Source organism: Roseateles sp., assembly GCF_039929605.1.
GTDB lineage: Bacteria > Pseudomonadota > Gammaproteobacteria > Burkholderiales > Burkholderiaceae_C > Pelomonas.
This window is the reverse complement of the sequence record NZ_JBDSQX010000135.1, coordinates 1-14096: the sequence shown is the minus strand read 5'-3', so window position 1 is coordinate 14096 and position 14096 is coordinate 1. Positions and strand designations below refer to the sequence as shown.

The window sequence follows — 14096 nt, the reverse complement described above, 5'->3', positions numbered from 1 at the left end:
TTGACCGAGCGCTGAAAATGCGCAAACAGCCAGCCCGAGACCGAGGCCAACAGGGCTGCGATCACAAAGATGATGATCTTGTAGCGCAGGGTGTTCACGCCCATGGCTTCGGCCATCTGGGTGCCGGTGCGCAGCGAGCGCATGGCGCGTCCCGGACGTGAGTCCAGCAGATGGAGGATGGCGACTGCCGCCAACACCACGACGCTCCACGCCAGCAAGAAGAAACCGCGCCCCTGACCCAGTTCCACGCGAAATAGCGACAGGGTCTGAATGCCCAGCAAGCCGTCGTATTTGCCCAGGGCATCGAGGTTGCCCATCAGGTAATACAGCGACAAACCCCAGGCGATGGTGGCCAGCGGCAGGTAGTGGCCCGACATGCGCAGCGTGATGGCGCCCAGCAGCAGCGCCACCGACCCGGCCGCCAGCAGGCCCACCAGCAGGCCGGCCCAGGGCGACACCGCATGCGCCGTCGCCAGGTAGGCCGAGGCATAGGCGCCCATGCCCACGAAGGCGGCCTGGCCGAAGCTCGTCAGGCCGGCCACACCGGTCAGCAGCACCAGGCCCAGCGTGACCAGCGCGTACAGGCCGATGTAGTTGCTCTGCATGACCCAGAAGTCCGGCACCGGCAAGAGCGGCAGCACGAGCATGAACAAGGCGAAGGCCGGGAAGGCCCAAGGTCGGAGATTCGTCATGTCAGCTATCCATTGCGCTAAGCGCTACCCACAACGCATGAAACGGATGCATTTCGGGCCGAGCGCCGGGCCGCTCCCAAGCCGGCCCGCCAGAGGCGGCTTGCGGCTCAATGCCGTGAGCCGCCTCGTCCCCTTGGGGGACCGACCAGACTCGCTCGCGTTCAGCGACGCGAGGTTGGGCGAGGGGCAGTTTCATGTCAATGTTCTTCTGAGTGCGGGTCACGCAGGGAGCGCCACAACAGCACCGGCAGGACGACGCCGAAAACGATCACCTCCTTGAAGGCGCTGGCCCAGAAGGAGCCAAAGCTCTCCAGCAGGCCCACCCCCAGGGCACCCACCAGCGCCAGCGGGTAGCTGGACAAGCCGGCAAACACGGCGGCGACAAAGCCCTTCAGGCCGATGAGGAAACCGCTGTCGTAGAAGACGGTGGTGGTGGGGCCGATGAGCAGGCCCGACAGCGCACCGATGAAGGCCGCCATGGTGAAGGACAGGCGGCCCGCTGCCACCGTGGAGATGCCCATCAAGCGCGCGCCCAGCCGATTGACTGCGGTGGCGCGCAGCGCCTTGCCATGGAGTGAGCGCTCGAAGAACAGCCACAGCATCACGATCAGCGCCAGCGACGCGGCAAAGATGATCAGCGTCTGCCCGTTGATGGTCAGCGCGCCGACATTGAAGCGTTCGTCCCAGAAGCTGGGGTTGCGGAAGCCCTCGGCGCCAAAGAAGAACAGCCCCATGCCCACCAGCGCAAAGTGCACGCCCACCGACACGATCAGCAGCACCAGCACGGTGGCATCGGCCAGCTTCTCGTAGGCCAGGCGGTAGATCAGGTTGCCGAAGGGCGTGACCAGCGCCAGCGTCAGCAGGGCCTGGGCCAGCAGCGGCAGTTTCATGGGCGCCAGCCAGATGGCCAGCAGCGACACCGCCACCGGGTAGCCCGCCGTGGTCAGCGCCCGGCGCGCAATGCGGCCCGCGCCCAGGCGGTGCCGCACGCCGTGCCAGACATCGGACACGGCGGTGGCCAGCGCCAGCACCAACAGGAACCACACCGTGCCGGGCACCTTGCCGGCCTGCAGCAGCGCCAGCGTGAGTGCGCCGAAGGCCACGAACTCGCCCTGCGGGAGGTAGATCACCCGCGTCACGGCGAACACGAGCACGATGGCCAGCGCCAGCAGCGCGTAGATGGCGCCGTTGGTCAGTCCGTCCAGGGCCAGGATGCTGGCGATCGAGAAGTCCATGGGAGCTCCGGTATGTGCTTACTTTTGTCTACGGCCGGGCCTCGCGGCCCTTAACTTGGCTGCGCCAAATTAGGGCAACGCTGAACAAGTCCCTCGCGCGCGGCGCATCCCTGCTTTGGGCGATCTGCGGCGTTGCAAATCCTCGCCGTAGCCACAGCTACGGTTTGCGCCTTGCAGCTCATCCCAAACCAGGGCGCGCCGCATCGCGGGGACTATTCAGCGTCGCCCTAGCCTGCGACGAAAGTGAATCGCCGTTGGCGATTCACTTTTCGACGACGAACTTGCCGTCCGTCACCTTCAACATCACACCCGTCTCGTTGGTATAGCCCCAGTGGTCGGTGGCGCTCCAGTTCATCACGCCGTGCGAGAACACCGTGCGGCCCATGGTTTCCATGGCGTCCTTCAGTGCGGCGCGGAACTCCGGCGTGCCCGGCTTGGCCTTCTTCAGCGCCATCGGGATGACCTTTTCCAGCACGATGCGCGCGTCGTAGGAGTGGCCGGCAAACTGATTGGCCGTGCCCACGCCGTAGGCCTTCTCATAGCCGGTCAGGAAGTCCACGGCCAGCTTCTTGCTCGGGTGGCTGTCGGGCAGCTGCGCGCCCACCATGGCCGGGCCGCTGACGACGAAGCTGCCCTCCACGTCCTTGCCGCCAATGCGCATCAGATCGGCCGTGGCGGCGGCATGGGTCTGGTAGATCTTGCCCTTGTAGCCGCGTTCGACGACGGCCTTGTGCGGCATGGCAGCACCGGAGCCGCTGGCTACGATCAGCATCGCGTCCGGGTTGGCGGCGGTGAGCTTCAGGGCTTGGGGGGTGACGCTGGTGTCGGCGCGGGCGAAACGTTCGGCGGCGATGACCTTGATGCCGGCCTTCTCACCTTCGGCAGTGAACGCCTTCAGCCACTGTTCGCCATAGGCGTCGGTGTAGCCCAGGAAGCCCACGGTCTTGATGCCCTGCTTCTGCATGTGGCCGACCATGGCGTGGGCCATCACGGAGTTGCTCTGCGCCAGGCGGAACAGCCACTGGTCCTGGCCCGGGGGCACGCCCACCGGGCTGCCGGCCAGCTGCACCGTCTTGGCTTCGTCCGCCACCGGCGTCATGGCTGCCGCCACTGTGGTGAGGCAGGAGCCGATGATCATGTCGACCTTGTCTTCAGTGACAAAGCGGCGCGCATTGCTGACCCCCTTGCCCGGGTCGCTGGCGTCGTCCAGGATCAACAGGTTGACCTTCTCGCCGGCTATGGTGGGCGACCACAGCTTCATCTGGTTCTGCATGGGAATGCCCAGGCCGGAGCCGGGGCCCGTGAGCGACAGGCTGACGCCGATGTTGACGTCGGCCAGTGCGGCGCCGGCAGCCAGGGCCGCGGCGGCGGCGAGCAGGGTCTTGCGAACGAGATGCTTCATGAGGGTCTCCTGTGGGCAGTTGTTTGTCGCGAGTCGTGAATCAAGTGCAGAGTGCCTTGATGTCTTTGGGAGCGGGGATGGCCTTGATGCGGCCCGGGCCGCCCGGGTCGCGGATGCAGAAGGCTCGCACGCCCGTGCCTTCGCACAACACGGTTTCGCCGTAGGTGGCAGGGCGCGAACTGGTGTGGGTCTCCAAGAGCGGCGTGCCGATGATGTTGCGGCTCTTCACCAGTTCGCGCCAGGGTGGCACACCCTGGGCCGCGAAGAAGGCCTGCGAAGCCTCGCCCATCCAGCGGCTGAAATTGGGGAAGAAGAAGCCGTTATCGCCCATGGTGTCTCCATCGGTTCCATACATATGTGTATGTGTTTTGCAGGCATGGTAGGCGCCTGTTCCTCAGTAGATACTGGGGTTCACCATAGTTTCCATACTGGCATGTATGGTGAAGATGGCGTGCATGTCCACCCTGCCCGTGCGCCCCTTGCCGCCCCGGCCCGCTGCCAAGCGGGCACGCCTCGCTGCGCCCAAGAAGGCGGCGCGTCGCAACTCGCTGACGCCCGAAGCCTGGGTGGACGCCGCCACCGAGGTGCTGGTGGACCAAGGCATAGACCATGTGCGCGTGGACGTGCTGGCGACGCAGTTGCAGGTCACGCGCGGCAGTTTCTACTGGCACTTCCGCGACCGAGAAGACTTGTTGCGCCGTGTGCTGCAGGCCTGGAGCCACCGTTCGACGGCGCTGCTGACGGCACGCCTGGCAACCGCGCGCAACGACCCGCAGGAGCAACTGCGCGACGTGATCTCGCTGCCCTTCCGCGGCCGTGCGGCGCAGCGGGCGGCGCGCATCGAGCTGGCCATCCGCGCCTGGGCGCGGCGCGACCCCCTGGCGCAGGCCGCGCTGGCCGCTTCCGACGCCGCGCGCCTGGCCTATCACGCGGCCATCTTCTGCGCCCTGGGCTTTGACGGCGACGAGGCGCGTGCGCGCGCCTTCATGCTCTACAGCTACGAGGTGTCGGAATCGCTGCTGGGCGGCCAGGGCAGCCCAGCCGACAAGTTGGCGCGGCGTGAATTCATGGAGAGACTGGCGCAGCAGCGGCTGGGCCAGTGAGGCTGCTCACCCGCCCGACATGGCGATGAGCCACTGAGCAGACGCAGCCCGGCGGCGCGGTGGCAACGGGCGAAATATACGCAGGCGCAAGCGCAGAGACGCGCGCAGAGGCTCACGCCTTGCGCTCTGCCGGCCGGACACATATATCGCGTCGCGATATATTATTCGCGCCCTTTCTGCACCGCCGCCATGCCCGCCCTTCCTCGCGCACTCACCAAGAAGGACTTCGAGTCCTTGTCCGACTTCCGCTACCAGATGCGCCGCTTCGAGCGCTTTTCCGAACGCGCCGCGCAGGCCGAGGGGCTCACGCCTCAGCAATACCTGGTGCTGCTACATATCAAGGGCCAGCCGGCCCGCGAGTGGGCTTCGGTGGGCGACATCGCCGAACGCCTGCAACTCCAGCCGCACGGCGCCGTCACGCTGGTCACTCGCTGCGAAGCGCTGGGCCTCATCGAGCGTCGCCAGAGCGCGGCTGACCGCCGCCACGTCGAGGTACACCTGCTGCCGGATGGTCAGCATCTGCTCGAACGCCTGGCGGAACTCCACCGCGCCGAACTGCGCTCGCTCAAGGGCGTGTTCAAGGTGCCGCAGATCGACCTGCCCGAACCGTCATGAGCCAAAAAGTCCACGCTCACACGCCGCATCGCGGCGACTTCGCCCTCGACGCGCGGCTGCTGCGCATCACCGCCATGGCCATCGGCATCGGCATGCTGAGCACCGGCGCCGCGCGCCTACTGCTCGACTTGATCCGCTTTTTCACCAACCTGTTCTTCTTCCAGACCTTCTCGCTGGAAGAGCGCTCGCCCGCCACGCACACGCTGGGCGCGTGGGTCATCGCGGTGCCGGTGATCGGTGGGCTCATCGTCGGCCTGGTCGCGCGCTACGGCTCCGAAAAGATCCGTGGCCACGGCATCCCCGAAGCCATCGAAGCCATCCTGTTTGGCAAGAGCCGCATGTCGCCGAAAGTGGCCGTGCTCAAGCCGCTGTCCTCGGGCATCGTCATCGGCAGCGGTGGGCCGTTCGGCGCGGAGGGGCCGATCATCATGACCGGCGGCGCCATTGGCTCGCTGATCGCACAGCACTTCCACCTCACGGCGGCCGAGCGCAAAGCCTTGCTGGTGGCCGGCGCCACGGCCGGCATGACGGCCGTGTTCGGCACGCCGGTGGCGGCCGTGCTGCTGGCGGTGGAACTGCTGCTGTTTGAGCTGCGCCCACGCAGCCTGCTGCCGGTGGCCGTGGCCTGCGCCACGGCTGGTTTCACACGCTCGCTGCTGTTGGACGCTGGCCCGCTGTTCCCGCTGCAGACACTCGTCCCCGGCCCGATGACGCTGGTGTGGTGCGTAGTGGCAGGTGTGCTGTGTGGCGCGCTGGCGGCGTCGCTGTCGCTGTCGCTCTACAAGGTGGAAGACTGGTTCGGCCGACTGCCGCTCCACTGGATGTGGTGGCCCGCGATCGGCGGCGTCGCGGTCGGCCTCGGCGGCTGGCTGCAGCCGCGCGCCCTCGGCGTTGGCTACGACGTGATCGGCGATCTGCTCAACAACCGGCTCACCCTCAACGTCGCGCTCGCGCTGCTGGCCGTCAAGGCGGTGATCTGGGTGATCGCGCTCGCCTCCGGCACGTCGGGCGGCGTGCTGGCGCCGCTGCTGATGATGGGCGCCGGCATGGGCGTGGTGCTTTCGCACGTGTTCCCTGGCAATGACCCGCCGCTGTGGCCGATGGTGTGCATGGCGGCCACGCTGGGCGGCACCATGCGCGCACCGCTCACAGCCACCCTCTTCGCCTTCGGGCTCACGCACGACAGCAACGCCTTGCTGCCGCTGCTCGCCACGTCCGCCGTGGCCTACGGCTTCACGGTGCTGACGATGCGCCGTTCCATCCTCACCGAGAAGATTGCCCGCCGCGGGCATCACATCTATCGCGAATACGGCGTCGATCCGCTGGAGCGTCACAGCGTCGACGAAGTGATGACGCGCACCGTGCAATCCATCGACGCGGCATCGACCGTGGGCGAGGCGCTGGCGCTGCACTTCGGCCCGGGTCAATCGCACCGCGCATTCCCGGTGTTGCGTGACGGTGCGGTGGTGGGCGTCGCCGACCGCGCGCTGCTGGTGGCGCATGGCGATGCGGAGCCAGCTGTCACGGTGGGCGAGGCGTGCGCCGGCCTGCCGCTCGCGTTCGCACTCCCCACCGACAACTGCCGCGCCGTCGCCACGCGGCTCGCGCGCCAGCGGCTCGAAAGGCTGCCCGTGGTGCGCGACGCGCAGTCACTGGCGCTCGTGGGTGTGGTGGCGCGCAGCGACCTCATCAAGCCATCGCTCGCGCACTTCGACGAAGAGGAACACCGCGAACGGCTGCGTGGGCTGCCGTGGCAGTCCAGCTGAATCGTCAGAGATCGGCGCCCTCGGCCCGCTATCTCCTTTGCCCGCCCGGCGCCGGCCCCTGCGGCGCATCCTGGCGCTGGCGATCCGTCGACTGCTGCTGCTGCAAGAACGATTCCGCGGCCTCCATACCGGCGGTGCGCTCCACCGCCTGCATCACGCTCTTCTTGTCGATCGTCCACTCCTTGAACGGCGCGTCGGGCACAGGATCGCGGCGCATCTCCGCGAGGATGTCGCGGCGGCTGACGCCCGCACCGAGACGGCCCTGCCACTGCTTCGCCCATCCCGCCATCGGCGCGCCGGTCGCGTTGTCAGCGAGCGCGACCAGCGTTTGGTAGGCCTCGTCTCCCTTGCCCGCGTAGGCGTAGGCCAGCGCGGCGGATCGGGCGAGAGCGTCGACTTCCCGCGAGGTCTGCCAGGCCGAGATGACACCCTGCAGCGCCGCACTGTCCGGTCCATCCGTGCCGGCCGCTTCAGCCTTGAAGGCCGCGAAGGCCGCCTCCGCAGATTGCGGGCTCAAGCCGCGCGCACGCTGTAGATGGCCCTGAGCCGCCTGCAGATGGGCGCGCCTGGCGTCGCCCTCGCTGCGCTCAGCGACGCGCAGCTCCGCCATGCCCAGCAGATACCAGGCCTCGAAATTGGCGTCATCGCTCGCCAGCACGGCATGCAGCGCAGGCACGGCGTCCTGCGGGTTGCCCCAGTCGATCTGCGCCCGGCTCAAGGTGAGGCGGGCACGCTCGTCACCGGCAAATCGGGCCGCCAGCTCGGCCACCTGCTTCAGCAGCGCCTCTCCGGCCTGCCGGCTCGGGCAGGACTTCAACGCGGCATCTGCGAGAAGGAACTCGCCCGCCGCCAGCGGCAGCGACTTGAAGCTCACCCGTGCGGCGGGCTGGGACGGCATGGCCACCCGCAGCGCCTGCACGCTCACGCGGCCATAGCGCCACATCGCATTGCCGACATCCCCGGCCTTCACATTGAAGGCGCGCTCGAATGCCTTCGTGGGCGGCACGCCACGCTCGACGAACACGAGATACCGGCTCAGGCGCTTGCGGTTGTCGTCGGACGACAGCATGTAGTGCGTCAGCAGCCAGGACTTCGCCTCGAACTCCAGGCGCACGCCCGCCTCGCCGCCGTAGCTGTGGGCGTTGGCAAGGTTGTGCTGCAGCACGTCCTCGTAGTCCAGGCTGTACCTGCGGCCTTCGCCCAGGAAGTACAGGTACTGACCGATGGCCGGCGGCGTGCGGCCCACCACCATCTGCTTCTCCGAGAAGCGCACGCTGGAAAAATACTGCGCGAACCCATCGATGAACGACACCGGCGTGCGGATGTCCGTGTGGCGATAGAGAAAGTGCCGGGCATAGGCCTCGAAGACATAGGACAGCGTTTCGTCCAGCGGTGCTTTGTCGAGCTGCTCGTCGCCGAAGCTCGGGATGCGTTCCAGAAGGACGCCAAAGCCCTGCACGCCCGACGCGCAGCTGCTGTAACCGCCAACGGCGTCGGCCGGCACGTTCCCGTCCACCTCCTTCAGGCCCGACAGCCGGCTATGGAAGTACAGCGTCAGCTTCGGTTCCCGCTGCTCGGCCTTGGCCGCCGGCTGCGTGTAGATACGCAGCAGGTGGTCGAGCTTTTCCAGGTTGCCCAGCAGCTGGGTGACGTCTTCCTGCCCGGTGTCGGAGTAGACGACGAAGTGCTGGCTTTCAGCCCGGAACCAGGGGGACGCCTCGCCCCTCTTGCCCGCTACCTGCACGCGCTCGAGATTCGCCACATCGGGTTGCTGGGCGGCGGCGGCGCCAGCCATCAATAGGCAGAGGGCGGCGGCAATTGCATTGGCTGCGGGCGCGAAGCGCATGGATCTTCCTTCGGAGGTGGGAGCGTGGAGTGCGGACCGCATCTTGCACTGTCTGCAACCGTTCACCTGACGATGCCCCGCTCGCGCAGTTGCCCGATCTGCGCGGCCGTCAGCCCCAGCTCGCTCAACACCGCGTCCGAATCCTGGCCCAGGGCCGGCGCGTTGCGACGGTGCCCGCCCGGCGTGGCGGACAACTTGGGGCAGATTCCGGGCACGTCGAGGGCTTTGCCGCCCGGCAGCTGCACCTGCTGCAACATGCCGCGCGCGCGGTAGTGCGGGTCGGCCGCGATGTCGGCCACCGTGTAGATGCGGCCGGCCGGCACGTCAGCGCCTTCGAGTGCCTGCAGCACCTCGTCCACCGTCCGCCGTGCGGCCCAGGCGCCGATGGCCGCGTCGATCTCGGCCACGCGGGCCACACGGCCGGCGTTGTCGGCCAGCGCCGGGTCGTGGCCGAGGTCGTCGCGTTGGATGAGCGTCATCAGCCGGCGGAAGATGCTGTCGCCATTGCCCGCGATCAGCGCATAGCCGCCATCGGCGCAGACATAGGCATTGCTGGGCGCGATGCCCGGCATCGCGCTGCCGGCCGGCTCGCGCACCACGCCGAAGGCGCTGTACTCGGGCAGCAGGCTCTCCATGCAGTTGAAGACCGCCTCGTACAGCGCCACATCGATGACTTGGCCCTGCCCGGTGGCATGGCGGTGCTGCAGCGCCAGCAGGATGCCGATCACGCCATGCAGCGCGGCCAGCGTGTCGCCGATGCTCACACCCACGCGCACCGGCACGCGGCCGGGCTCGGCGGTCAGGTGGCGCAGCCCGCCCATGGCCTCGGCCACAGCGGCGAAGCCGGGCCGGTCGCGGTAGGGGCCGGTCTGCCCGTAGCCACTGACGCGCAGCACGATGAGCCGCGGGTTGGCGGCCCGCAACGCCTCCGGGTCCAGCCCCCAGCCCTCCATCGCGCCGGGGCGGAAGTTCTCGATCAGCACATCGGCCTCGGCGCTGAGCCGCCGCACGATGTCTTGCCCCTCGGGCGTGCGCAGGTCCAGCGCCAGCGAGCGCTTGTTGCGCGACTGCACCTGCCACCACACCGAGGTGCCATCCAGCAGCAGCCGCCACTTGCGCAGCGGGTCGCCGGCGCCGGGCGGCTCGATCTTGATGACCCCGGCGCCGAAGTCGGCCAGCGTCTTGGCCGCGAAGGGGCCGGCGATCAACTGGCCGAGTTCGACGACCTTGAGGCCGGCCAGGGCGGCGGGCGTGGTGGGAGGCGTGAAGGTAGCGGCAGTCATGCAGCCAGTGTCCTGCGGCCAGCCGGGCCGGACCATCCGGAACTGGCGCGCGCTGGCTTGGCCGGGGGCGAAGCCCGCCGGGCCGGCGCGGGCCTCACTTGGCAGCCAGCAGCGCCTCCATCTCGTCCATGATGCGGTCCATGCGCTGAATCACGGCCTGGTAGGGCGCCGGGCTCGCCATGTCCAGGCCGGCGTTCTTCAGCGCCTGGTAAGGCGCCACCGAACCGCCGCCCGCCAGCAGCTTCAGGTAGTTGTCGCGCGCGCCGGGCTTGCCGGCAAGGATGTCCTCGGCGAAATGCAGCGCCGCCGTGATCGACGTTGCGTACTGGTAGACGTAGAACGGCCGATAGAAGTGCGGGATGAACGCCCACTCCTGGCAGTACAGCGGGTCGATCTTCATCACGCCGGCTGCGTCGCCGTGATATTCCTTCAGCAGCTTGCAATAGATCTCGGTGAAGCGCTTGCCGTTCAGCGCCTCTCCCTTGGCTGCCGCGTCGTGCGTGTTCAGCTCGAACTCGCCGAACATGGCCTGGCGGAAGAAGGTGCCGCGCAGGCGCTCCAGCGCCGAGCCCAGCTGGAAGAGCTTCTCTTCCTTGCTGGCCGCCTGGCCCTGCATGTAGTGGCTCAGCAGCACCTCGTTGGCGGTGGACGCGATCTCGGCGATGAACAGCGAGTAGCCCGCCGTCTCGTACGGCTGGGCGCGGTTGGCCATGGTCGTGTGCATCGCGTGGCCCCACTCGTGCGCGAAGGTGCTGACCGACTCGAAGTCGCCCTGGTGGTTCAGGAACACGAACGGCGGCGTGCCGTAGACGCCGTCCTGGTAGGCGCCACCACTCTTGCCCGGGGCCGGCAGCGCGTGCATGGTGTTGGCTTGCAGCGTTGTCTTTAGCTGCGTCTGGTAGTCGTCGCCCAGCGGCTTGGTGGCTTCTAGCGTGAGGGCGGCGGCGTCGTCCAGGCTGTAGGCCTTGTTCTGCGTGACCAGGGCCGGGTAGATGTCGTAGTAGTGCAGGTCCGGCAGGCCCAGCATCTTCTGGCGCAGCTTGAAGTAGCGGTGCAGCGTGGGCAGGCCCTTGTGCACCTCGGCCACCAGCGTGCGGTACACAGCCTCGGGCACTTCCTCCGCGCCCAGGCTCATGGCCACGGCGCTGGGGTAGTGGCGCAGCTTGGCCATCGTGGTGTCGTCCTGCACCACGTTGCCCAGCGTCACGCCGTAGGTGTCCTCGTACTGCCCGATGGCGCCGAAGAAGGCGTCGAACACCTGCTTGCGCACCGCGCGGTCCGGGTGTTGGCGCAGCAGGCCGTACTTGGTGCCGTCCACGCGCTCGGTCTTGCCGTCCACGGTCAGCTCGGGCCACTTCGTGTTGGCGTTGAACAGCAGCGTGCGTGCCTCGCCCGTGGCTTGGCGCACCGGGCCCAGCGCCGCGATCACGGCTTCGCCTTCGGCGCTGAGCGTGTGCTTGGCCTGGCGCAGGCTGTTGCGCAGGTGCTCGGCATGCTTCTTCAACGCCGGCTCGGCCTTCACGAAGGCCGCAACCTTGGCGTCGCCCAACTGCTGGATCTCGGGCTCCAGCCACGCGATGGTGCTGGCGTACTCACCGCCGAGTTGGCCCGCCAGGTTGCTGCGCTCCTGGTTGGCGGTGTCCCGGTTGTCGGTGGACTGCTTCATGCTCGCGTACACGCGCAGCCGGTCGACGCGCAGGTTGGCCGCACTGATGGCGTCCAGCCCGGCCCGCAGGCTCCGGGCACTCTTGCCCAGCGTGCCCTTCAGCGCGGCCAGCTTGGGCAGGTCGGCCAGCAAGGCCTTGCGCGCGGACTCCCAATCGGTGTCGCTGGCGTAGAGGGGGGCCAGGTTCCAGGCCGTGGGAAGGGGCTCGGCGCAGACGACGGCGGGTGCGCCGAGGGCCAGGGCGAGGCTGAGCGCGAGCGCGCGGGGAGTGAGCAGAGGCTTCATCGGGCAAGTCGGCAAAGGGTCGAAGGCAAGCAGTGTGAACGCACGGAGGCCGGCTGACCGAAGTGATGGTGGGGGGGGCTGCGCACAGCCTGCTGGATGAACCCGCATTCTGCTTCGAGGATCGCGAGGCGGTGACCGCAGCTGCCGCGTTGTTCAAAGCAGCGAGCTGCGGATTTGCAGACTGCCTGATCGTCGCCAAGCAGCAGCGCCTGGGCTGCGAGTTCACCGCCACGTTTGATCGGCGGATGGCGAGGTTGCCGGGGGTGCGGGTGGTTTGAGGTTCCGGAATTCGTAGGGCGAGTTAGCCGCAGGCGTAACCCGCCATTTCGGTGCACACACTCGATCAAGACGCGGGTCGCAACCCGCCCTACCTGGCTTGACCGCTTGAAGATCAAGTTAGGGATTTAGATTTAGGACCTGACCCTGTGCCCGTGCGTGACCCTGTGCCCGTGCGCGCCCGCACTGAGCCCGTCACCCGCAACGATCTCGCCGCTCAGGTTCAACAGCTTGAGCAGGCGCTGAGCACCTACTTCGACAACAGCACCTTGGGCGCCCGCCAACTTCCAGCACCTGATGTCGTCTTTGCCCGTCACTACATCGGCAAAGTGCGGAACGGCCGCAAAGTGATTTATGGAAAGTTCTACCCGATTGGCAGGTACAAAGGCGACGACGCTGGTCTAGTCATCTCGACCGATGATGGCAACCTCCTTTGGGACCTGCAATTCGACGTTCAGGACGGCCAGATCGTTCGCTTCTATGTCGGTGGTCGCTAGCCGCAGCGGGCCGGGGGCGTGTTCACGCGGCCGATCCGGCAGCACCTCGCACGCAAATCGAGGCGCGCGTTGACGCGCCGCTGACCGGCACATCACCATGGGAGGGAACCGAATGGATTTCGCTCAACGGCAGCCCGCCCCAGGCAGGCGCGTCACCGGCTTCGGCGTCGTCCTCGTGCTGCACCTCTTGCTGGTGTGGGCCATGCTCAGCAGTCTGGCGCACCACGTGATCCAGGCGGTCCAGCAGCAGCCGATCGAGATCAAGCTCGTCAAACCTGAGACACCGCCGCCAGCGCCGAAGGCGACCTTGCTGCCGCTGCCAAGCATGGTTCCGCCGCCACTGCCCTTCATACCGCCGCCCGAAGTGCTGGTGACACAGCCACCGGAGACGACCATCCCCGCCACTTCCATCCCCCAGCCTTCACTGGGCGTGGGTACCGAGACTGCTGCGCCGCAACAAGGTCGGGGCCAAGCAGGAAGCGGGCTGGCGCGCACCCCGCCGCAACTGGACTTCAGCAAGTGCGGCACGCCGGCCTATCCCGACATCAACGTGCAAGGCACGGCGATGATCGTTTTCACCATGACCACCACCGGCGCCATCAACGAAGTGCACGTGGCCGAGTCCAGCGGCCCGTCGCGCAAGCACAAGCTGCTGGACCGCCTGGCCGTCGAGTTCGTGCTGTCCTGCAAGGGCACACCCGGCACGGTGAACGGGAACCCCGTGCCGCTACGCGGCATCACGCCCATCAGCTGGCGTCTGAAGGACTGAGCCGGCGGCTGTCAGTCTGGTGACCCACGGCCAGGTCCGTCAGGTCCGTCGCAGCAGCACCACCGGTTTCCCAATCACCATGCCGTGGCCTCGGCCACGACGCCGAAGCCTGACCGGTCACGGTAAGGGCCGGTCTGCCCGTAGCCGCTGACGCGCAGCATGATCAGCCGTCGGGTTGGCGGCCAGCAGTTGGTCGGGGCCAAGGAGCCGGCGCACGATGCCCTGCCCTTCGGGCGTGCGCAGGTCCAGCGCAAGCTAGTGTGGTGTTGCGCGACTGCACCTGCCACCGCACCGAGGCGCCGTCCAGCAGCAGCCGCCACTTGCGCAGCGGGTCGCCAGCGCCGGGCGGCTCGATCTTGATGACCTCGGCGCCAAAGTCGGCCAGCGTCTTCGCCGCGAACGGCCCGGCGATCAGTTGGCCCAGCTCGACGACCTTTAGGCCAGCCAGCGCAGCGGAGGTGGGGGACGTGCCGGCCAGTGTCTGGCAGTCGGCCGGGGGAAGCATCCGGATCTGGTGCGTGAAGGCTTGATTCGCGGCTAAGAGGTTATCCGTAAATAGTAAACTCTCGTCCCGAACCGCCATTCACGCGGTGGTTGGGTTAAGGCATGGCGACACGCAAGAGAGTTGAGTCGTGGGTGGTGACCGATGATTTCTGGCAAC

General features: G+C 67.6%; 13 protein-coding genes and 1 pseudogene. 6 read left to right on the top strand and 8 right to left on the bottom strand.

Annotated elements, in window-relative coordinates; translation table 11 throughout:
- The 4 genes from ABIS05_RS18625 to ABIS05_RS18610 form a co-directional block, all read right to left on the bottom strand.
- A partial coding sequence (locus ABIS05_RS18625) for a branched-chain amino acid ABC transporter permease (protein WP_348010358.1) occupies positions 1–692 on the bottom strand: 692 nt, incomplete at its 3' end.
- A gap of 197 nt (positions 693–889) precedes the next feature.
- Positions 890–1927 carry a branched-chain amino acid ABC transporter permease gene (locus ABIS05_RS18620; protein WP_348010357.1) on the bottom strand — a complete coding sequence of 346 codons (1038 nt, stop codon included), beginning with the start codon at positions 1925–1927 and terminating at the stop codon, positions 890–892.
- 262 nt (positions 1928–2189) lie between these two features.
- On the bottom strand, positions 2190–3329 hold the full coding sequence (locus tag ABIS05_RS18615; protein WP_348010356.1) for an ABC transporter substrate-binding protein: 1140 nt from the start codon (positions 3327–3329) through the stop codon (positions 2190–2192).
- A 40-nt stretch (positions 3330–3369) separates the two neighbouring features.
- Complete coding sequence (locus ABIS05_RS18610) at positions 3370–3660, bottom strand: hypothetical protein (RefSeq protein WP_348010355.1); 291 nt, start codon at positions 3658–3660, stop codon at positions 3370–3372.
- Between the two features lie 124 nt (positions 3661–3784).
- Here ABIS05_RS18610 and ABIS05_RS18605 point away from each other — a divergent pair, with 124 nt between their 5' ends.
- The 3 genes from ABIS05_RS18605 (at position 3785) to ABIS05_RS18595 (ending at position 6813) form a co-directional block, all read left to right on the top strand.
- Entirely contained in the window at positions 3785–4432 is a 648-nt protein-coding gene (locus tag ABIS05_RS18605) for a TetR/AcrR family transcriptional regulator (RefSeq protein WP_348010354.1), read from the top strand.
- Between the two features lie 189 nt (positions 4433–4621).
- On the top strand, positions 4622–5047 hold the full coding sequence (locus ABIS05_RS18600) for a MarR family transcriptional regulator (protein ID WP_348010353.1): 426 nt from the start codon (positions 4622–4624) through the stop codon (positions 5045–5047).
- Complete coding sequence (locus ABIS05_RS18595) at positions 5044–6813, top strand: chloride channel protein (RefSeq protein ID WP_348010352.1); 1770 nt, start codon at positions 5044–5046, stop codon at positions 6811–6813. Before ABIS05_RS18600 ends, ABIS05_RS18595 begins: the two co-directional genes overlap by 4 nt.
- A 28-nt stretch (positions 6814–6841) precedes the next feature.
- Here the strand turns inward: ABIS05_RS18595 and ABIS05_RS18590 are convergent, their stop codons facing one another.
- The 3 genes from ABIS05_RS18590 to ABIS05_RS18580 all read right to left on the bottom strand — a co-directional run bounded on the left by ABIS05_RS18590 (position 6842) and on the right by ABIS05_RS18580 (position 11893).
- Positions 6842–8659 carry a hypothetical protein gene (locus ABIS05_RS18590; protein ID WP_348010351.1) on the bottom strand — a complete coding sequence of 606 codons (1818 nt, stop codon included), beginning with the start codon at positions 8657–8659 and terminating at the stop codon, positions 6842–6844.
- Positions 8660–8721: 62 nt separating this feature from the next.
- Positions 8722–9942: a CaiB/BaiF CoA-transferase family protein gene (locus ABIS05_RS18585; protein WP_348010350.1), complete on the bottom strand. Its 1221-nt coding sequence runs from the start codon at positions 9940–9942 to the stop codon at positions 8722–8724.
- A 94-nt stretch (positions 9943–10036) separates the two neighbouring features.
- A complete protein-coding gene (locus ABIS05_RS18580; protein ID WP_348010349.1) occupies positions 10037–11893 on the bottom strand; it encodes a M3 family oligoendopeptidase in 1857 nt (618 codons plus the stop codon).
- A gap of 131 nt (positions 11894–12024) precedes the next feature.
- Between ABIS05_RS18580 and ABIS05_RS18575 the strand changes: the two genes are divergently transcribed.
- The 3 genes from ABIS05_RS18575 to ABIS05_RS18565 all read left to right on the top strand — a co-directional run bounded on the left by ABIS05_RS18575 (position 12025) and on the right by ABIS05_RS18565 (position 13435).
- Entirely contained in the window at positions 12025–12171 is a 147-nt protein-coding gene (locus ABIS05_RS18575) for a hypothetical protein (protein WP_348063309.1), read from the top strand.
- 147 nt (positions 12172–12318) lie between these two features.
- Positions 12319–12666: a hypothetical protein gene (locus ABIS05_RS18570; RefSeq protein WP_348010347.1), complete on the top strand. Its 348-nt coding sequence runs from the start codon at positions 12319–12321 to the stop codon at positions 12664–12666.
- A 112-nt stretch (positions 12667–12778) separates the two neighbouring features.
- The gene (locus tag ABIS05_RS18565) at positions 12779–13435 is read left to right on the top strand and encodes an energy transducer TonB (protein WP_348010346.1); all 657 of its coding nucleotides are present in this window, start codon (positions 12779–12781) and stop codon (positions 13433–13435) included.
- Positions 13436–13521: 86 nt separating this feature from the next.
- On the opposite strand, the pseudogene ABIS05_RS18560 reads toward ABIS05_RS18565, so the two are convergent.
- Positions 13522–13940: pseudogene (locus tag ABIS05_RS18560) on the bottom strand (CoA transferase); the annotation flags it as partial.
- Positions 13941–14096: the final 156 nt, after the last annotated feature.